Origin of the sequence: Actinoallomurus sp. CA-150999 (assembly GCF_050942425.1) — a bacterium.
GTDB lineage: Bacteria > Actinomycetota > Actinomycetes > Streptosporangiales > Streptosporangiaceae > Actinoallomurus.
Genome location: NZ_CP192063.1, coordinates 8571064 through 8589564, shown reverse-complemented (window position 1 = coordinate 8589564; position 18501 = coordinate 8571064). Strand labels below are relative to the sequence as shown.

The window sequence follows — 18501 nt, the reverse complement described above, 5'->3', positions numbered from 1 at the left end:
CCGCGCAGATGTACGGTGATCGCGGACGGGTGGGATGCTGAGTGGAGCGGCTGAGCTGGCGGGCTGGATCCGGAGCTCTTGAGGATTGGCTGGTCGAGTTCTTCGACCGCTTCGCCGTATCACCTGAGAAATTCTCGGTGCAGCGCGGCGGAGAGAAGATACCGCGCTTCGGCGGACCGCCGAACGGCCCCGACTACGATCAGAAGATCAGTTACACCGGCCCCCGCACGATCGACACCTTGGCGTCCGATCTCGCCGACGACAACGTGCTGGAGGTGGGCTTCACGGTTCACTCGCCGGATTCGTGGTGGCTGTGGGCGACCCCGCGCGACCGCGTCAAGACCGACTGGATCAAGGTGACCATGCCCGGCACGTACGTGTCGAACTGGCCACTGCCCGCAACACTGCGGGACGGCCGCGATCTTCACCGGGTGCTCGTCGCGCTCGCGGGGATGCTCGGTACGGCACCGCCCGACTACGACCCGGGAAGCGTACGCGCGCGGTACCCCCGGCCGGTCGAGATCAAGAGACATGTCCGCTCGGACGAGTACGTGCTGTGGGTCACCGGGTGGGGACACGAGACGCTCAGCCTCCGCGGGGAGACCGTACGGCTCGTGGACGATCTGGTCCGCCTGTTCCATCCACGGGATACGACGCCGCTCCCGCTCCGGTCGCTCGGCGACCTCGCCCACGTGTACGAAACGCTGATGGTCGAACTCGGCCGTGGGTGGGCGATTCGATGGGCCGAGCCGCTGCCGGCACCCGGCGACGTCCGCCTGCCACCCGACGCCCGCCTCGCCGTCACCAGGACGCCCGGCGCGGAACCGTCCCTGCAGGTCACGGCGGAGGAGCTGCTCGTCGAAGCCGACCACCCGGCCCACTCGCTGCGGGAGAGGATCACGCTGCTGCTGTGCCCACAGCTGTACACGCCCAGCGCGCCGGCAGACCTGCCCGCGTGGCTACGGTCGCTGGAGAAGGGCGTGTTCGGTAGATCGGGCATCTGGACGGTACGCGGCCGAGGCTGGCGGCCACCGCGACATCGAGGAGCCGCGATGGTGGCTCGGGCTCTGCTCGAACAGGGCGTGACCGGGCGCGCCTCGGTTGGGATGGCAAGCGCGGAGTTCCTTACCGTTCAAGGCCTGCTGCTCGGCGGTGAACCGGTGGAGCTGGCGGGACGAAGCAAAATCAAGAGCCCGTGAGCGCTACCCGCCCGGCCGCCGCGCTGCTACTCCGATCCGGGGATGAGGAGCACCTTTCCCCGGCGGCTCTTCATCTCCGACCGGGTCACGGCCGCCTCGAGCTGATCGAGCGGGAACTTCGTCCCGGGAGAGGTTTCGAGGATCCCCTCGCGCATGAGCTCGACGATGTCCTGGACCAGGCTTTCCCGCATTTCCCGGTCGAGTCTCGGCAGCCAGTATCCGAGCCAGTAGACCTCCAGCCTCCGGCGGCCGGCAAGAATGTAGCGGGGGTCGTCTCCCACGAGCATCGGCCGGCGGGTGAGAGAGCCGTAGAGGAGCATTCGGCCGTCCTCGTGGAGCGCCTTGAACATCTGGGTGCCGGTTTCCCCGATCACCGGGTCGATGGCGTATTTGACTCCGTCCGGGTCGACGGCGCGGCGGACCTGTTCGTCGATCGGGCCGTCGTCGGTCACCAGGACGATGTCGGCGCCCAGGCGCTCCAGTTCCGTGACCGCCTCGCGGCGGCGGACGATATTGACCGTTCGGATGCCGTCGCGCTTCGCCAGCCGGATCACCATGCGGCCCAGTTCCGAGGTGGCCGCCGACTGGAGCAGCCACTCACCCCGGGGCACCGCCAGCACCTGACGGACCATGAGAAGGGCCGAGGCCGGGTTGATCATGAAGAAGGCCGCCTGCTCATCGGGAAGCCCCTCCGGCGCGGGGAGCAGGTCGTGGGCCGGCACGACGGCGTACTCCGCCCAGTTGCCTCCCCGGCCGTTGACGACCACGACACGCTGCCCAGGCTCCCATCCCGCCACCTGCGGGCCCAGCGCGTCGATGACGCCGACGCCTTCAAAGCCGACGGGAGCCGGAAAACGCGCTTCGACGCCGGCGTAGTGGCCCCGTACGTACAGCAGATCGGACGGGTTGACCGGAGTGGCGATCACACGGACCCGAACCTCCCCGGTCGCCGGTTCGGGAACGGGCAGGTCCGTGACCGCGAGCACGTCCGTCGGTTCGCCGTGCCGGTCGAAAACGACGCCTTTCATCGCCACCCCCCGAGATGTGCTGCTTCCTTTCCGGTCCGGAAGCTGCTTCGAATGGTGTGAATACCCGCTGTCGCGAACTCCTAGTCGAGGCGCTTGATCGATTCCGCTTGGCCGAAAATCACTGCAAGGAAAAGCGCTCTTTCCAGCCCATGATGGCCTCGCGGACGGGCAAGCGTGGCCCGGCGGGTCCCGAACACGCGATTCGTCCGGCCGGGCGTGCGGGCCATCTCCGCCGCCCGCCCGGGACGATCACGTCGTGGGTTGCGCGGTGCCGGTACGGCCGCCCGTGACGCGAAGGAGGTCGAGCTTTCCCGCGTCGCTGCTTCCGGCCGCCGCCGTGTAGGTGACCATGCGCAGGTCCGCGCCCGGAACGACGAGGACGTCGCAGTCGAGTTCGATCTCGCCGACTTCCGGATGCAGGATCGTCTTCCGATCGGTCGTGTGCTGGGCCGCCGTCGCCGTGGCCCAGAGATGAACGAAGGCGTCGGATGCTCCTCGGAGGTCCGCCACGAGACGCGCGAGCCGAGGATCCGCGGGATAGCGGGACACGGCGTCCTTGAGATCGGCGACGATCGCCGTCGGCAAGGCGTCCTCGCCGCGTTCGGACCGGACGGGACGCACGGCGGCGTGCGCGGCGCCGTTGCCGAAGACGGCGCGCGCGAGGTTCCGCTCGTCGGCCGGGACCACGGTGGGGTCGCCGAGCAGCGCGCTCCACAGGGGGTTCCACCACACGAGGGTCCAGTCGGCGGCGAACACCCCGATCGGGAAGTCTCCAAGGCGCGCGGCGAGCCGTTGGACGCCCGGGGGCACGTGGGTGTTGATCGTCCCGTCTTGTGGTGGCAGGAGCCCGGCGCTTCGGTACAGCCGGTCGCGTTCGTCCCGGGAGAGCTGAAGGGCGCGGGCGAGGGCGCCGACGACCTGGGCCGAGGGATTCGTCGCGCGTCCCTGCTCGAGCCGCAGGACGTAGTCGACCGAGAGCCCGGCCAGCTGCGCGAGCTCCTCGCGACGTAGTCCGGGGGCACGCCGTCCGGCCGTCACGGTGAAGCCGGCGTCGGCGGGGGAGAGGCGGTCGCGCCAGGCGTGCAGGAGTGCGCCGAAGCCGGAGCGGAGGGCAGCCATGGGTCCATTGTCGCGACTCGGCACCGGACGAGCCTGGGTACTGCCGGTCCTAGTGACCGGCACGGCACTGGCCGGCGGTGGCGAGGGCGGCGAACCTTGGGGACGCGCCGAACCGGACGCCGACCAGTGAAGGAGCCTCCCGTGCAGTCCACCATCGTCATGACGGGCGCCACCCGCGGCATCGGCCGCGTCGCCGCGGAGTGCGTCCTGCGCGAGTCGCCGGACGTGCATCTCCTCGTCGTCGCCCGAGAGTCCTCGGGGGCACAGCTCGGCGCGGGTGGGCGCGAGGTCTCGTACGTCGCGGCGGACCTCGGCTCGCTCGAGAGCGTCCGGTCGGCCGCCGCCGAGATCCGGGACCGGCTCGACCGTGGTGACCTGCCGCCGCTGCGCGGCTTCGTCGGCAACGCGGGCATGCAGTACACGAACGCGCTCACCGAGGGACCCGACGGGTTCGAGTCCACCTTCGCGATCAACGTGCTCGCCAACCACCTGTTCGTCCGCCTCCTCGAGGACCGCTTCGCCGCTCCCGCCCGGATCGTGATCACGGTCAGCGACACCCATTTCGGCGACTTCAGGCACAACCTCGGTATGGTTCCCGGCCCGGTCTGGCAGTCCCCGGAGGTCCTGGCCCGTACGGGCGCCTTCTCCAAGCCGGAAGGCACGGCCGCCGGGCGTACCGCGTACTCGACGAGCAAGCTGGCCGCCATCTACCTCGTGCACGAGTACGCGCGCCGCCTGCCCGCCGGGATCGACGTCGTCGCCTACAACCCCGGCTTCGTCCCCGGCACCGGCCTCGCCCGCAACGCCGACCCCGTCACCCGGTTCGCGATGCGCTTCATCCTGCCGGCGATGGCCCTCACCCCGTTCGCGACCGGCCGCGGTGCCGCGGGACGCCACCTCGCCGACGTCGTCCTCGGCAGGACCAAGGCGCCGACCGGATCCTACGTCGACCGCGACCGCGTGGCCCGGTCATCGGAGGAGTCGTACGACCCACAGCGCGAACGTGAGCTCTGGGACGCCGCCGGACGGCTCACCGCCGCGCACGTCGTCTGATGCGTTCGCCGCCAACGGGCGTTCCGGCTTTCGCGCGGAGGCGATGACCTGGTCATCGGCGGGCGACTCGCCGGACCCTGTGGGAGAGGAGTCCTCGTCCGGGCCGTCGCCGCTGCGTACCGTCAGCCAGGAGCACGCGGTGGACAGCAGCGCGGTGCAGCCCAGGACGAGAGCGGTGACGGCGAACGCGTGGGTGGTCCGCGGTGCGTCGTGAGGCGTCGCCCCGCTCAGGTAGACCGCTCCGAAGGCGGCGACGCCGAGCGCCCCGCCGATCTGCAGGACCGTCGTGCTGACACCGCTGATGTCGGGCGCGTAGCGCGGCGGGACGGCGTTGGTGAGGCGGCCGAGCAGGGAGCTGAACTGCGTCCCGAGCCCGAACCCGCCGGCGGCGAGCAACGGGATCAGCGGCCCGAGACTGTGGGAACCGGCGAACAGGTCGGCGCTGATGGTCAGGTAGGCGGCGGCGAGCAGCGCGCATCCCGCGACCGGCAGCACGCGGGTGACCCTTGCGGGCACGAGCCGGGCGGCCTGGCCGGCCAGCCCGAACGCCGCCACCCAGGGGACCAGGACGAGCCCGGAGACCAGCGGACCGTGCCCCAGGCCGTTCTGCAGGTACTGGGCGAGAGTGAACAGCAGCGCGTAGTAGGTCGCCGTCGCGGCCATCAGCGTGCCCAGGCCCCACGCGACCGTCGGCCTGGTCAGCACCTGGAGGTTGACCAGCGGCGCCTGCCCGCGGGCGGACGTGCGCCGCTGGACGGCGACGAACACCGCGAGGGCCGGCACGCTCGCGGCTAGCGACACCCACGTCCACGCCGGCCATCCTTCGGGGCGTCCGAGGATCAGCGGAAGGATGATCAGCAACACCGTGACCGACAGCGTCGCAACGCCCGCGAAGTCGACCTTCTTGCCGCCGCGCCCCTGGTCGGCGGGCAGGCGACGCGCCGCGGCGGCCATGGCGGCGGCGCACACGGGCACGTTGACGAGGAAGATGGCCCGCCAGCCGGTACCCGCGAGGTCGGCCGTGATGAGCACACCGCCGAGGATCTGGCCCGTGACGGCGCCTCCGGACAGTGCGATTCCGTAGAGCCCGATCGCACGGATGCGTTCGGCTCCGGCGAAGGTCAGCTGGATACCGGTGAGCGCCTGGGGGAACATCAGCGCCGCACCCGCGCCCTGGACCACCCGCGTGATCACCAGCACCGCCGCGTCGGGCGAGAGCCCGGCGAGCAGCGACGCCGCCATGAACAGGCCGGTGCCCAGGATGAAGACCCGCTTGTACCCGTGCGTCTGTCCCAGCCGGGCACCGGTGATCAGCAGCACCGCGAACGCGATGAGATATCCGCCGATGACGAGCTCGGCGGATGTCGCCGACGCGTGCAGGTCCTTCTGGATGGCCGGTGTGGCGACGTTGGCGATCGTGGCGTCGGCCTGGGAGAGGAAGGGCGCCGTCAACAGGACCGCGAGCAGGGCCCCGTTGTGTCGTTGCCGGCTCATTGGCTCATGCTCCTGACGAAGATCGGGGGTGGACTCGTACAGGAGTGGGAACCCCGGCCCGCCGGCTTCGGTTGCACGCCGGCCTGTCGTATCCGCTTCGATCCAGGAGGCAACCGATCAAGGCGTGGCGAGTGTTAGGGGTGTGGAGATCGAAACACTGGGGACCGCGAACGGTCCCCCTTCCCGGCGTCGTGACCCGGCCGAAGACCCGAACGACTCCCCGGATTCCCGGCAGCCGCAGGACACGGCCGCGGTCTTCACCACCCTGTTCCGCGAACATCAGCTGGAAATGGTGCGGGTGGCGCTGCTGATCGTCGGTGATCGTGCCAGCGCGGAGGACGTGGTGCAGGACGCCTTCACCGCGCTGCACGGCAAACTGGATCGGCTCGACGACCCGGATCGGGCCCTGCCGTACATCCGTACGAGCGTCATCAACGGGTGCCGTACCGTCCTTCGCCGCCGCAGGCTCGCGTGGCGCATGGTCAAGACGTACGACCCGCCCGTGTGGTCCGCGGAGTCCGCGGCGCTCCTCGGCGAGGAACGCCGCGAGGTCATGGCCGCCCTGGGACGGCTCCCGCGTCGGCAGCGCGAGGCGATCGTGCTGCGCTACTACCTCGACCTCGGCGAGGCCGAGATCGCCGAGGCGATGGGCATCAGCCGCGGGACCGTCAAGTCCACCATCTCGCGGGGGATCGGCGCACTCACCCGGAAGCTCGCAGAACTCGGAGAGACGTCATGACCAGCACCGAGGACCTCCTCCGCGACGCGCTGTCCGCGACCGCCCGTACCGTCGAGCCCGGCACGCTGTCCCCTCTCACGGCCCCCGTTCGGCGGCGCTCGACCGCCAAGTGGGCCGTTCCCCTCGCCGCCGCCGGCGCTCTGCTGGTCCTGGCGGCCGCCATCGCGATCGGAGGACAGATGCGAGGACCCCGGCAGAGCCCGCCCCTAACCGGCACCGGGCCATCGCGCGTGGTGACCGTCACCGATGACACGGCGGCCATTCGCGACGTGACCGGGCGCAAGGTCGCCGACATCCCCGCCCCGCGAGGCCGCTACGTCGCCGTGGCGGCCGACGGCACCGGGCGTACGTTCTACCTCGCCGCCTCCGAGGGAAGGTGTGCGATCAGCCTGTACCGCCTGAGTTTCCGGCCCGACGGCTCGGTCGACGCGCCACAGCGGGTCCGGGCGAACGCCCCCATCGACATCAGCGAAGATGACGCGGCGATGGCCGTGAGCCGGGACGGAACACGCGTGGCCGTCAGCGGGGCGTGCGAGACGACCTATCGGGTCTCCGTCCTCGACACCCGATCCGGCGGCGTCCGGAGCTGGACCGCGCCCACGGCCGCCTCCGCGCGGCTTGCCCCATCGTGGGGTCCGGACGGCCGTACGCTCGCCGTCTTCTGGTGGGATGCTCGGCGGGAGATCGAGCAGGCCCCGATCCTCCTGCTCGATCCGCAGGAGTCCACGGGCGGCGATCTGTTGATGGCACGGGTCCTCCGGTCGGCGGGGATCCAGCAGGGCCCGCTCAAGGGCGGGCGGATCGAAGCGATCGCCTACGACCCGGACGGCCGGACGATGACCGTCGTCGTCTCCTTGAAGGCCTTCAGCGCCATCGCCCGGATCTCGGCGAACACCGGAGACCTGGTCGGCGGATTCACGAGAGTCCCGACCTTCGCGGGGGGCGTTCGAGCGGACGGCTCCGGAGATCACCTCCTCCTGTTCGGCAGCGGCCAGGTGGCCCGCGTCGACGACGGCCGCCTTCGCTGGATCACCCGCGGACACGACCATGTGGACGCCGCCTGGTGACTGCCCAGGACCACCGCGATTCCCTGCAGGGAATCGCGGTGCCGGAGGCCGGGCTGCACACTGCTGCGCATGACCAATCCAGTCGATGTCGAGCAACCGGTTCATAGCAGCGAATTGACGCGCTTCACGAAGATCGTCCGTACTGAGGATGGCGGGTCGGCGTTCGAGGACGGCGAGATCGCGCTCGAACGCCGGCACGTCACCGACGGAGTGCCGGCCATGTCGGTCGGCGGAGTGCCGTCGAGCGGTGGCGTGCAGTTCGTACGCAGCGCCGCGTTCGACAGCACCGCACACCCGGCACCGCGTGAGCAGTGGGTGGTGATGCTGCGCGGAACCATCGAGGTGACGGTCAGCGACGGCGGCCGACGTCGCTTCGGCCCCGGCGACCTGGTGCTCGCCACCGACACCACGGGAACGGGCCACGTCACGACCGGTGTCGGCGAACCACCGTACGAGGCGCTGTTCATCCCGGTCTGAGTACGTCGAGCGTAGGCCCGGCCGCAGATCCGGATCCGGCTTCGCCGGGCCCCGGCACTAGGTGACGGCGATGGCGGGCGCGACGCGCGCGGATCCGATGCCGCGGTCGGGCTTGCCGAGCCGGAAACGCACCTTGCCCTTGAGTACGGTGCCGGACTCGGCCTGACCATCGGTGAGGCCCTCGCCGGGGAACAGCGTGAACGTCCACCTCGGATTCGATTCGCAGTCGGGAAGGTGGCGACCGCCCTGCAAGACGCGGGCACCCCAGAGCTGGCGGATCATCAACGCCCTCGTGTCGATGCCGGCGACCGTGAACGACGTCGGCGGCGCGGCCGTGATCTGGTTGTGGCTGCCCAGCGAGGGACCGTACACGCCGGTCACCGTGGCGACCATGGTCCACGGCCTGCCGGACGGGATGCCGGGGACGCCGGCGGGAAGCCGCTCGTCGAACACGTCGTTCGTGGGCGCGCCGAGCTGGTCCGTCCGGACGGCCGCGGCCATCGGGCGCCGGGTGTCCAGCCTGCCGGGGTCGGGCACCAGCAGGACACCGTACGTCGTCTCATCCGCGAAGCGGGCCGAGGCGAAGTGGTCGCGGAGCGCGAGCACCGTACGCTCGGCGGTCTCCCACAGGTCGTCGGAGAACGCGGTCGCCAGATGGTCGGGCGTGACCGCCGGGAGCCCGGCCCGCGCCACCGCTTCGGCCACCGATTCACAGCGAGACCACCCGGACTCGGCAAGTCCCGCGATCTGCTCGGCCTTGAACGACATCACTCACCTTTCAGCCGTACGGATCGTTATCATCGAACACCTCCTCGTACAGGCCCCTCAAACTCCGCGAGCTCGCGGTGACCTGCCGATGGCCGACGTACGGACGGGCGGTGAACCTTGTTGATCTTGGGTTCCGGTGGGGCGGGATCGTAGCTGATGATCTTGCTCGGTTCCTCCACCACCCCCGATCATCGGAGGTAAGAGCATGCGCCCCTCGACCGTCGCTCGGATCAGGACGCTGTCGCTGGCCACCGTGGCCGCGACCGCCGTCGCAGCATCTCTCGCCCTGCCCGCCTCGAGCGCGTCCGCCGGCACCGGCCAGAACACGCGGTCCGTGACCAGCCAGGTCACGGGTCTGCCCAAGGGCAAGTACATCGCCTACGCGAGCTGCAAGGCCAAGGGCCGCTGGTTCAAGGGCTACGTGAAGACCGCCGCCAAGCCGACCAAGAAGAAGCCGGTCGTTCCGATCGTCGAGTGGGGCTATGCCATCCAGAAGACGGCGGGCAACCACGCCAACACCCGCGTGATGGACATCGAGGCCGTCAAGCAGGCCACGGGCACCTGGCGGTACAGCGGCGGCGAAGGCTACACCGGCTGGAACGCCAAAGAGGACAACCACTGGCACAAGGGCCCGTGGATTCAGTACGCCTACCTGGGCGTCGGTAGCCTCGGCGCGCTCGCCAACGTCTTCTGGGTCGATTTCGACAAGGGCACCGGCGGCCACTGCGAGGCTTGGGTCACCCACCTGAGCTTGAAGCCCATCAAGTAGTAGCTGATCGGGGCCGGAGGCGTACGGGAGAAGTGCCCCAGCCCCTTCGCCGTGGCCGAAGACCCCACCACTGCGGCGAAGTAGTGGTCGTCGGCGGCGACCTTCCCCTACCGCCACGGGCCCCGCGCGTCCCCGCGCCGGGCCCGTTTTCGTTCCCCGGAGATCACCTCGGGCCGGAGGCGCGGTGCTCCAGCAGGTGAAGGCGCGTCGTCGCGTTGATCCACGACGCGTGGACGATCCCGGCCGGCCACAGGAGCAGAGCCAGCAGCATGCCCACCGTCGTCTGGACCGTGTCGGTGTCGTTCTCGGGGCCGCTGCCGATCAGGACGAAGGCGACGACCGCCAGCACGAGATAGACCGCGGCGGCGATGAGCCACGACGACCGTCGATGCCGGACCGCTATGTAGCCGAACGACAGCCAGGTGCCCGCCCCGAACGCCAGCGTCGGCACCATCCAGAGGCTGTGGCGCACCTTCCACCCGATCCCGTACGGCTCCGGCGGACTGTGCCTGACAGGTGCGCCGCGCCCTGGAACGGTTCCGGCGTCCACGCCGGACCGGTCGGGGACGGCCGCGGGCCGATGACCGCCCGTGCCGCGAACACCACCGGACGCCTGCGCGGCGCTGGACGATTGCGCGGCGCCGGACGATTGCGCGGCACCGGGCTGCGGGTCGGCCGTGCCCGACAGGCGTACGAGCACGCGGGAATAGACGTGCAGGTCGCTGCCTCCCGCGATGTCGATCTCGCCGAGCGGGCCTGGCGGGACGACGTGGGGGAGGAGGCGGTCGTACGTCTCTCGGGCGGTCGCGGGGCGGCGCGCCGGGTCCTTCTCCAGGAGTTGCCGGACCAGTGACTCGAGCGCGGCGGGCACGTCGTCGCGGGGCAGGGGCGCGGGAGCCTGTTCGAGTTGGCGCTGCATGAGCTCGGCGGGTGAGGCGCCGTCGAAAACGGGTTCGCCGGCGAGCATCTCGTGCAGTACGCACCCGAGCGCGTACAGGTCGGTGTGCGGGCCGGTCGGCCGGCCGCGCAGCTGTTCGGGTGCCATGTACGCGGGGGTGCCGACCGGCTGGCCGGTGCGGGTGAGCCGGGAGATCGCCGTCTGGTCGATCAGGGCGGCGACGCCGAAGTCGAGCACTTTGACGGCGCCGTCGCCGGTGACCATGACGTTCTGCGGTTTGACGTCGCGGTGGACGAGGCCGCGCTCGTGCGCGGCGGCGAGCACCGCCGCGATCTGCGCGGCGATCCCGGTCGCCCAGGGCAGCGGCAGCGGGCCCTCCTCGGCCATCAGGTCGCCGAGGGTGCGGCCCTCGACGAGCTCCAGGACCAGGAACAACCCGCCCTCGTACGTGCCGGCGTCGTACACGGCGGGAACTCCGGGATGCCGGAGCCCGGCCGTGACGGCCGCCTCGCGGGCGAACCGGCGGGCGAGTTCGTCCGGGCGGGTGTGGCCGGCGAGGGTGTCCTCGGTCAGGAGCTTGACCGCGACGCGCCGCTCGAGCCGGCGGTCCTCGGCCTCCCAGACCTGGCCCATGCCTCCGCGGCCGAGCGGGGTCAGCAGCTCGTAGCGATCGGCCAGCACCGAGTGCTGCCCCACGTTCCATGCCATGACCATTGGAACCCTACGAGGACTCGGGAGGCGCGAGCGTGCCCTCGGCGACCCCGTCGGCCAGGAGCTGCGCGAGTTCGGTGCCCATGGCGACGGTGTTCCGCAGGGCCGACTCGAACTCCGTCATCCGGCGGAACGCGGCGCCGTACCGGTGCTGGTCCTCCAGCGACAGGCGGGGCACCTGGGCGCGCCGGATGTCGGCCCGGCCGATCGTCCCGGTCGACTGGACGATCGTCGCTCGGGCGTTGGCCGAGCTGCGCAGGACCCCGGCGACGAAGTGCGGGTCGAGGTGCCGGGGATCGACGCGGATCAGGCACAGTTGCGGGCCGAGCAGGGGACCGTCGCCCTCGGCGACCCGGACCGCGAAGTGCCGGGCGACCACGGCCACCACGACGTCGCCGGCTTCGATGGGGATCCAGCGGGCGTCGTCGCGGGGGACGCTGCCCGTCGGGGCGCGGCCCTCGATGACGTCTTCGGCGGTGAGCAGGGGAGAGGCGCCGTCCTCGGTGTCCCCGCGCATCGGCGCGTGGTGGATCGTGAGGTGGCCCATCCGGGCGAGTTCGGACAGCGGAACGGATCGGGCCTCCGGGCGGCCCGTCGCCGGGGGCAGGGCCGGAACGAGACCGCCGGCCTTCTCGAGTGTCGTGGCCAGCCGGTCGTGGGTCTCGGTGAAGCGTTCGGCGATGCGCTCGGACCGGGCGGCGGACACGTGACGGGACGGCGTCAGGTCGACCTCCTCGTCGAGCAGGTCGATCACGGGGACGGCCCTGCTGACGCCCGCCGTGTCGTGGTCGGGGTCGTCCGCGTGCCGCCGCCAGGTGGTGACGACCGTGTCCGGGTCGGCGCTGTCGATCATGAGGACGGTCGGCGGCGGGGTGCCCTCGGGGCGGCGCAGGATCCACAGGTGGTGGGTCGGGGACAGTCCCGCCACGGCGCGCAGCGCGCCCTTGCGGAGCAGCTGCGCGCGGATCCGGCGGCCGGATCTGCGGCCGGCCGCGACGGCGGGCATCAGGACGACCGCCCGCCCGCCCGGCTCGAGGTGGGCGAGCGCGTGCTGCACCCACGCCAGCTCCGGCTCGAGGCGCGGCGGCAGGCCGTACTCCCAGCGCGGATCCGTGGTGAGCTCCTCGTGCCCCCACGCGCGCTCGTGGAACGGGGGATCGCAGAGGACCACGTCGGCCAGGGCTCCGGGGAAGGCGTCGCGGCGCAGCGAGTCGCCGTCCAGGACGGTCGCCTCGCCGCCGAGCAGGGTGAGCCGGACGGTGGTCAGCCGGGCCACGTCCCGGTCGGCGTCCTGACCCAGCAAGCGGCGCCCGTCGCCGAGTGCGGCGAGGAGGAGGTCGCCGGTGCCGCAGGCCGGGTCGAGGATCGTACGGGCGTCCCCGGCGAGTGCGGTCATCAGGCCGGGTGCCTCGGAGGGAGTGGTGGAGGCGCGGCGGGTCTGCGTCTCCCGATAGCGGGTGAAGAGGAACTCGAAGGCCTCGACCGCGCCTCTGGTGTCGGCGAGTTCGGCGACCGCCTTGGCCGTCTCGGCGGTCAGCGGCCCGGCCGGGCGGCCGAGCCGCAGCGCCCCGGTCGCGTGGTGTTCGAGGAGGAGCTCTCCGGCGTCCGCCAGCACCTCGGCGACCCGCAGATCGTCGCGGGCCTCGGCCCGTAGCGCCTGCCAGACCCGCTCCTCCAGCGGAAGCTCCTGGAGTTTGTCCTGGTCGCGGAGCCACGCCTCGATCTCGGCGAGCGCGAAGACCGGGCTGGTGGGGGTGCCTCCCACCGGCTGGGGGAAGTCGGGGTGCCGACGGCGCCAGTTGCTCACGGCCGCCCGTCCGACTCCGGCCAGCCGGGCGATGTCCGCCGCGCTCACAGTTGCGTCGTCCTGCACGGTCCGTCGTTCCCCTTCACGGTCCCTGAACGCGACCCAGGCGCCCCGGCTGCTGCGTCGCGATGTTACAGCCCAGTGATCGAACAGTCGACCACAACCGTCACAGTTGTTAATTGGATTCACATGTGCTTTTCTTGGCGAGCGCCGGAACCAGTGAGTATCCGGTGAGCATGATCAACTACTTCAGCCTTGGAGACCGGAGATGAAGATCCCCCCTGCCCGCCGGATCCGGACCGGCGCGATCCTCGCCGCGGCCGGTGCCGCCGTTCTCGCCGTCGGCGGCTGCGGCGGCAGCGGCGGCAAAGCTACGCACGACTCGGCCGCCGGTTCCAAGGCACCGGCCGCCTCCGCCTCGCCGGAGGTTCTGAAGGGCTCCGCCCTCAAGGCGTTCCTGCTCCCCGCGAGCGACCTGCCGAAGGGCTTCCGGGCCGAAGCCGACGGCACGCGGGACAGCGGCGACGGCATCGCGCCCCGCACCAGCGCCCCCGTACCGGCGAAGAAGGTCTGCGGCGCACTCGGCCAGACGTCCTGGATCCGCGTCACGGGGATCGGCGAGGCCGCGTTCGCGCAGGACGACTACGCCAACGCCGGCCAGACCGAGGAGATCGCGCAGGAGATCGACACCTACCACGGCGACGACGCGCGCCAGGTGATGGCGAAACTGCGGAAGGTCTTCGCCCACTGCGCGACGTTCACCGACAACTCGAGCGGCTCGGCGGCCAAGGTCAAGGTGACGAGCGCCAAGCTGCGCGGCGCGGGAGATGAGGGCGTCAAGGCCGTCGCGACGTCGTCCGCCTGGGACGGCGGCACGACGCTGGCCGCCGTCCGGGTCGGGAACGCGATCGTCACCACCCTCTACAGCTCCAGCCACGCCGACAAGGGAGCCTCGGCGGTCACCCTGACCGAGCGCGTGGCCAAGAAGCTCAACACCGCGAGCTGACCGGCGTCTCGATCGCCGCGTACACCGTCGTCGACCGCGTGGGCGTCGCCCTGGTCAACCTGCACTGAGAGTGAGCCCGAGCCGCCTCGCCGGCGATTATCGGTGATTACCCGGATGCGGAAAGTTAACGATCTGCCGCATCGTCTTGGTGTTCACTTCTCAGGACAGTGGGGCCACGATGAGCCTGGCGGATCCGGACCGGATGGCGCGCGAGCTGTACACGGCGGCGAGGCAAGGGGCCACCAGCGACGAGCTGGGGGAGGCGGTCTCCCGGGCGTTGAAGGCCGTGGCGCATGACGCGTTGTACCTGTCGGGCACGTCTCCGGCGGCGGGGTTCGGGCCCGAGTCGTTCAGCTTCTGGCACGCCGTGGAAGCCGACTTCGGCCGGGCGTTCCTGCGCGACTACCACGCGGGCGTCCATCCGAACCAACCCGCGGACCTCGCCAGGTTGCCGGTTCCCGCGGGTGTGGTCGGGGCCGATGACCGGCGGGTACGGCGCCTCTTCGACGCCCACGGGGTCGGGTGCGAGCTGCGGATGCTGCTGCGGGACGCCCGGGGAACATGGGGGACCATCGGGCTGCTGCGCTCCGAAGGGGGCAGGCCGTTCGATGGCGGTGACATCGCCCAGGTGGCGCGGTCGGCGCCGGCGCTGGCCAAACTGGTGCGCGGCTATGTCACGGCGGCCCGGCTCACTCCTGCCATTCCCGTGCCACCGCCCGGCGTGGTCATCCTCGGCCCGGACCACGCGATCCGATCGGCCACCCCTCAGGCGCGCGCGCTGCGAGACCGGATGAACGGCGGCCACACCTCGCCCGACTGGGTCTTTCTCTCGGTCCTGTCCGGGCTGTCGATGCGCGCCCGCAGGGCCGGCGCGGAGTCCGTGGCGAGCATCGGACCGGCGGCCAGCTACGGCCGGTGGATGGTGTGCGAGGCGCAACCGCTGGACGGCGACGCCACCGGGGACGTGGCGGTCATCATCCAGGCCGCGGACGGCGAGCGGCTGCTCCCGCACTTCTGCGACTGGTACGGGATCACCCCTCGCGAACGCCAGATCATCACCCAGCTGCGCGACGCGTCGGCGGCCAAGCACGTCGCCCGCCGCCTCGGTGTCTCGGTCTACACGGTGAACGACCACCTCAAGGCGGTGTACCGCAAAACCGGCGCCGGCTCCCGCGACGAGCTCCTCGCCGCCATCACCAACTGACGCGCTTCGGGCCCGGCCCGGTTTGACGCCGTCCACGGCTAGCCGTTATCTATATGGCTAACCGTTAGAGGTGATCACTCGTGCAGGACGTCGTGCTGGCACTGCTGGCCAAGGAGCCCTCCCACGGCTACGAGCTGCGGGCCCGGCTGCAAGACGCGCTCGGCCCGATCGGGGACGCGCTCAACGCCGGGCAGGTCTACGTCACCCTGTCCCGGCTGGAGAAGTCCGGGCTGGTGACCGCCGAGCACGTCGGCCAGGTCCACCGGCCGGACCGGAAGGTGTACGAGCTGACGGCCGAGGGCCGGCAGCGCGTCGACGCCTGGCTCGCCGACCTGACCTGGGGCAAGCCGAGTGAGTTCCACCTGAAGCTCGTCGCCGCGGCGGCGGCCCGGCTCGCCGACCCGCTGGACCTCGTGGAGGCCCAGCGCCGGGAGCTGCTGCGCCGCCTGGCCGACGTGCAGCGCGCCGCGCTGAACGAGCCGGACGGCTCGGCGGCGGCGCTGCTCATCGAAGGCGTGACGCTGCGGCTGGAGGCCGACCTGCGCTGGCTCGACGCCTGCGCCCGGCACTGGGACCGAAGGGGCTGACCATGGCAATACTGCGGGCTCGCGGGCTGCGCAAGGAGTACGGCACGGGAACGAGCCTGGTCCGCGCGGTCGACCACGTCGACCTCGACGTGACGCCCGGGGAGACCGTCGCCATCGTGGGATCGAGCGGCTGCGGCAAGTCGACGCTACTGCACCTGCTCGGCGGGCTCGAACGCCCCACCGGCGGAGAGGTGCACCTGGCGGACCGGCGGATCGACCGGATGTCGGAGACCGAGCTCGCTCGGCTCCGGCGGCAGGCGATCGGGTTCGTCTTCCAGGCATTCCAGCTCGTCGACGAGCTCACCGCCCAGGAGAACGTCGAACTGCCCGCCCTGCTCGCCGGCGTCGGTCCCCGCGAGGCCCGGCGGCGGGCCGCCGCGCTGCTGGAACGGGTCGGGCTGACCGACCGCGCGAGCCACCTGCCCGCGGCGCTGTCCGGCGGGCAACGCCAGCGGGTCGCGGTCGCCCGCGCCCTGATCGGCCGGCCGCTCATCGTGCTGGCCGACGAGCCCACCGGCAACCTCGACAGTGCGGCGACCACCGAGGTGCTGCGACTGTTCGCCGCGCTGCGCGCCGAGGGGCAGACCCTCCTGCTGGTCACGCACGAGTCCCGCGTCGCGGCGACGGCGGACCGCGTGGTCACCATGCGCGACGGCGCGCTCGTCGGCCAGACGAACCTGGCCGGCACGAGCGGTGACCTCGGGGCGTACGCCGGGCTGGAGGGCTGATGAGCACGCTCACCGTGGTGATCCGCCTGGCGCTGCGCGACCTGCGCCGCCGCCGAGCCGAGGCGTTCCTGCTGCTGATCGCCCTCGCGGCGACCACGACGACGCTCGCTCTCGGCCTGACGGTGGGAGGATCGGCCGACCGGCCCTGGGACCGTACGCGCGCCGCCACCGCCGGTCCCGACGCCGTCGCCACGGCACCCCGGTCCGCCGATCTGGCCGCGCTCGCGCACGCGCCCGGCGTCACCGGGACGGCCGGCCCGTACCCCAGCGTCTCGGTCGAGGACCTGCGCGTCCGGAACGTCCGCGTCGCGGCGGCCGTGCAGGGACGCGACACCGTCACCGGACCGATCGACCGGCCGCAGGTCACCGCGGGCGGCTGGGTCCGGCACGGTGGCGTCGTCGTCGAGCGCGCCTTCGCGCACGCCCTGAACGTACGGCCGGGCGACGAGATCACGATCGCCGGTCGCCGGCTCCACGTCGCGGGCATCGCCGTCACCGCCGCCCGGGTGCCCTATCCCTCCGCGACGCCCGGCCTGGTCTGGACGACGCGGGCCGACGTGAAGTCGCTCGGCAGGCCGGTGACCTCCCAGGTGATGCCGATCCGCCTCGCCGACCCGGCCGCCGCGCCCGCCTTCGCCGCCGCGCACCGGAACGTCCGCTCCTGGCAGGACATGGGGGCGTACGCCACCGCCGAACTCCACCTGGTCGACCGGGCCCTGCTGACCGGCACCTGGGCGCTCGCCCTGCTGGCCGTCGCGTGCGTGGCGGTCCTGGTCGGCGGGCGTCTCGCGGACCAGAACCGCCGGGTCGGGCTGCTCAAGGCGGTCGGCGCGACGCCCCGGATGGTCGCGTTCGTCCTGCTCGCCGAGCACCTGCTGGTGGCCGTCGCGGCGGCGGCCGTGGGGCTCGTCGCCGGCTGGGCGGCGGCCCCGGCGCTGGCCCGGCCGAGCGCCGGGCTGCTGGACGCCGGCCGACCGGACCTGACGCCCGGATCGGCGGCGATCGTGGTCGTGGTGGCCCTCGCGGTGACCGGCGCGGCGACCCTGGTCCCGGCGATCCGCGGCGCCCGGACCAGCACCGTACGGGCGCTGTCCGGTCCGGCACGGATGCCCCGGCGGTCGCCTCGCCTGATCGCGCTGTCCGCCCGTCTCCCGGTGCCGCTCCTGCTCGGCGTCCGTCTCGCGGTGCGCCGCCCGCGCCGCGCCGTGCTCGCCCTGATCAGTCTGGCGATCACCGCCGCGATGGTCGTCGCGGCGATCGCCATGCACGGCGACATCGCCCGGAAGGACGCCCGGACGACCGGGATCATGTTCGTGCCCGGCGTCCCCAACCCGGTGACCGAGCAGGTGGACCAGGTCGTGCTCGCGCTCACCGTCGCGCTGCTGGCGCTCGCGGCGGTCAACGCGGTCCTCATCGCGTGGGCGACGTCGCTCGACTCCCGCCGGCCGACCGCGCTCGCCCGCGCCCTCGGCGCGACCCCGGGTCAGGTGACCGCCGGGCTGTCGGCGGCACAGCTGCTCCCCGCCGCCGTGGCCGGGACCTTCGGCATCCCCCTCGGCCTGGCGGTCTACGTCGCGGCCCGGATGGCCGGCGGCGCGTCGGGCGGCGGCGCGATCCCGTACGCGTGGCTGCCCGCCGTCATCCCGGGGACCATCGTGGTGGTCGCGCTCCTCACCGCCCTTCCGGTCCGCATGGCCGGCCGGCGCCCCGTCGCCGAGGTACTACGCACCGAGTGAGCGTCCCCCCCGGCCCGTACCAGGTTTCGGCGACGTGGCCGGGGAACCGGGGGGACACTCCCGAACTCGGCTGACCGAGACCATGGACGACGACACGGGCGACACGAACGC

17 protein-coding genes are annotated in these 18501 nt (G+C 71.9%); 11 read left to right on the top strand and 6 right to left on the bottom strand.

What is annotated here, in order from left to right; genetic code table 11:
* The first annotated feature begins 41 nt into the window (after nt 1–41).
* On the top strand, nt 42–1199 hold the full coding sequence (locus tag ACQP2O_RS39735) for a hypothetical protein (protein WP_433174343.1): 1158 nt from the start codon (nt 42–44) through the stop codon (nt 1197–1199).
* Between the two features lie 26 nt (nt 1200–1225).
* Here ACQP2O_RS39735 and ACQP2O_RS39730 read toward each other — a convergent pair whose 3' ends face one another.
* Nucleotides 1226–2227 (bottom strand): zinc-dependent alcohol dehydrogenase family protein, encoded by a 1002-nt coding sequence (locus tag ACQP2O_RS39730; protein WP_433174342.1) that lies wholly within the window; start codon nt 2225–2227, stop codon nt 1226–1228.
* A 249-nt stretch (nt 2228–2476) separates the two neighbouring features.
* Nucleotides 2477–3346, bottom strand: coding sequence for a helix-turn-helix transcriptional regulator (locus ACQP2O_RS39725; protein WP_433174341.1), 870 nt, complete (start codon nt 3344–3346; stop codon nt 2477–2479).
* A 141-nt stretch (nt 3347–3487) separates the two neighbouring features.
* Here ACQP2O_RS39725 and ACQP2O_RS39720 point away from each other — a divergent pair, with 141 nt between their 5' ends.
* The gene (locus ACQP2O_RS39720; protein WP_433174340.1) at nt 3488–4399 is read left to right on the top strand and encodes an SDR family NAD(P)-dependent oxidoreductase; all 912 of its coding nucleotides are present in this window, start codon (nt 3488–3490) and stop codon (nt 4397–4399) included.
* On the opposite strand, the gene ACQP2O_RS39715 is transcribed toward ACQP2O_RS39720, so the two are convergent.
* The gene (locus ACQP2O_RS39715; RefSeq protein WP_433174339.1) at nt 4316–5893 is read right to left on the bottom strand and encodes an MFS transporter; all 1578 of its coding nucleotides are present in this window, start codon (nt 5891–5893) and stop codon (nt 4316–4318) included. The genes ACQP2O_RS39720 and ACQP2O_RS39715 overlap by 84 nt on opposite strands.
* A 142-nt stretch (nt 5894–6035) precedes the next feature.
* Here ACQP2O_RS39715 and ACQP2O_RS39710 point away from each other — a divergent pair, with 142 nt between their 5' ends.
* From ACQP2O_RS39710 to ACQP2O_RS39700, 3 genes are all read left to right on the top strand, one after another.
* Nucleotides 6036–6632: a SigE family RNA polymerase sigma factor gene (locus ACQP2O_RS39710; RefSeq protein WP_433174338.1), complete on the top strand. Its 597-nt coding sequence runs from the start codon at nt 6036–6038 to the stop codon at nt 6630–6632.
* Nucleotides 6629–7699 carry a hypothetical protein gene (locus ACQP2O_RS39705; RefSeq protein ID WP_433174337.1) on the top strand — a complete coding sequence of 357 codons (1071 nt, stop codon included), beginning with the start codon at nt 6629–6631 and terminating at the stop codon, nt 7697–7699. Before ACQP2O_RS39710 ends, ACQP2O_RS39705 begins: the two co-directional genes overlap by 4 nt.
* 69 nt (nt 7700–7768) lie before the next feature.
* On the top strand, nt 7769–8176 hold the full coding sequence (locus ACQP2O_RS39700; protein WP_433174336.1) for a hypothetical protein: 408 nt from the start codon (nt 7769–7771) through the stop codon (nt 8174–8176).
* A gap of 57 nt (nt 8177–8233) precedes the next feature.
* On the opposite strand, the gene ACQP2O_RS39695 is transcribed toward ACQP2O_RS39700, so the two are convergent.
* Nucleotides 8234–8944 carry a hypothetical protein gene (locus ACQP2O_RS39695; protein WP_433174335.1) on the bottom strand — a complete coding sequence of 237 codons (711 nt, stop codon included), beginning with the start codon at nt 8942–8944 and terminating at the stop codon, nt 8234–8236.
* Nucleotides 8945–9149: 205 nt separating this feature from the next.
* Here ACQP2O_RS39695 and ACQP2O_RS39690 point away from each other — a divergent pair, with 205 nt between their 5' ends.
* Complete coding sequence (locus ACQP2O_RS39690; RefSeq protein WP_433174334.1) at nt 9150–9713, top strand: hypothetical protein; 564 nt, start codon at nt 9150–9152, stop codon at nt 9711–9713.
* Between the two features lie 163 nt (nt 9714–9876).
* Here the strand turns inward: ACQP2O_RS39690 and ACQP2O_RS39685 are convergent, their stop codons facing one another.
* Nucleotides 9877–11319: a bifunctional serine/threonine protein kinase/MFS transporter gene (locus ACQP2O_RS39685; protein ID WP_433174333.1), complete on the bottom strand. Its 1443-nt coding sequence runs from the start codon at nt 11317–11319 to the stop codon at nt 9877–9879.
* Between the two features lie 13 nt (nt 11320–11332).
* Nucleotides 11333–13177, bottom strand: coding sequence for an N-6 DNA methylase (locus tag ACQP2O_RS39680; RefSeq protein WP_433174332.1), 1845 nt, complete (start codon nt 13175–13177; stop codon nt 11333–11335).
* 220 nt (nt 13178–13397) lie between these two features.
* Here ACQP2O_RS39680 and ACQP2O_RS39675 point away from each other — a divergent pair, with 220 nt between their 5' ends.
* The 5 genes from ACQP2O_RS39675 to ACQP2O_RS39655 all read left to right on the top strand — a co-directional run bounded on the left by ACQP2O_RS39675 (nt 13398) and on the right by ACQP2O_RS39655 (nt 18390).
* Entirely contained in the window at nt 13398–14135 is a 738-nt protein-coding gene (locus tag ACQP2O_RS39675) for a hypothetical protein (protein WP_433174331.1), read from the top strand.
* Nucleotides 14136–14313: 178 nt separating this feature from the next.
* Nucleotides 14314–15339, top strand: coding sequence for a helix-turn-helix transcriptional regulator (locus ACQP2O_RS39670; protein WP_433174330.1), 1026 nt, complete (start codon nt 14314–14316; stop codon nt 15337–15339).
* A gap of 80 nt (nt 15340–15419) precedes the next feature.
* Nucleotides 15420–15926 (top strand): PadR family transcriptional regulator, encoded by a 507-nt coding sequence (locus tag ACQP2O_RS39665; RefSeq protein ID WP_433174329.1) that lies wholly within the window; start codon nt 15420–15422, stop codon nt 15924–15926.
* A 2-nt stretch (nt 15927–15928) separates the two neighbouring features.
* Nucleotides 15929–16654 carry an ABC transporter ATP-binding protein gene (locus ACQP2O_RS39660; protein WP_433174328.1) on the top strand — a complete coding sequence of 242 codons (726 nt, stop codon included), beginning with the start codon at nt 15929–15931 and terminating at the stop codon, nt 16652–16654.
* A complete protein-coding gene (locus tag ACQP2O_RS39655) occupies nt 16654–18390 on the top strand; it encodes an FtsX-like permease family protein (RefSeq protein ID WP_433174327.1) in 1737 nt (578 codons plus the stop codon). Before ACQP2O_RS39660 ends, ACQP2O_RS39655 begins: the two co-directional genes overlap by 1 nt.
* Nucleotides 18391–18501: the final 111 nt, after the last annotated feature.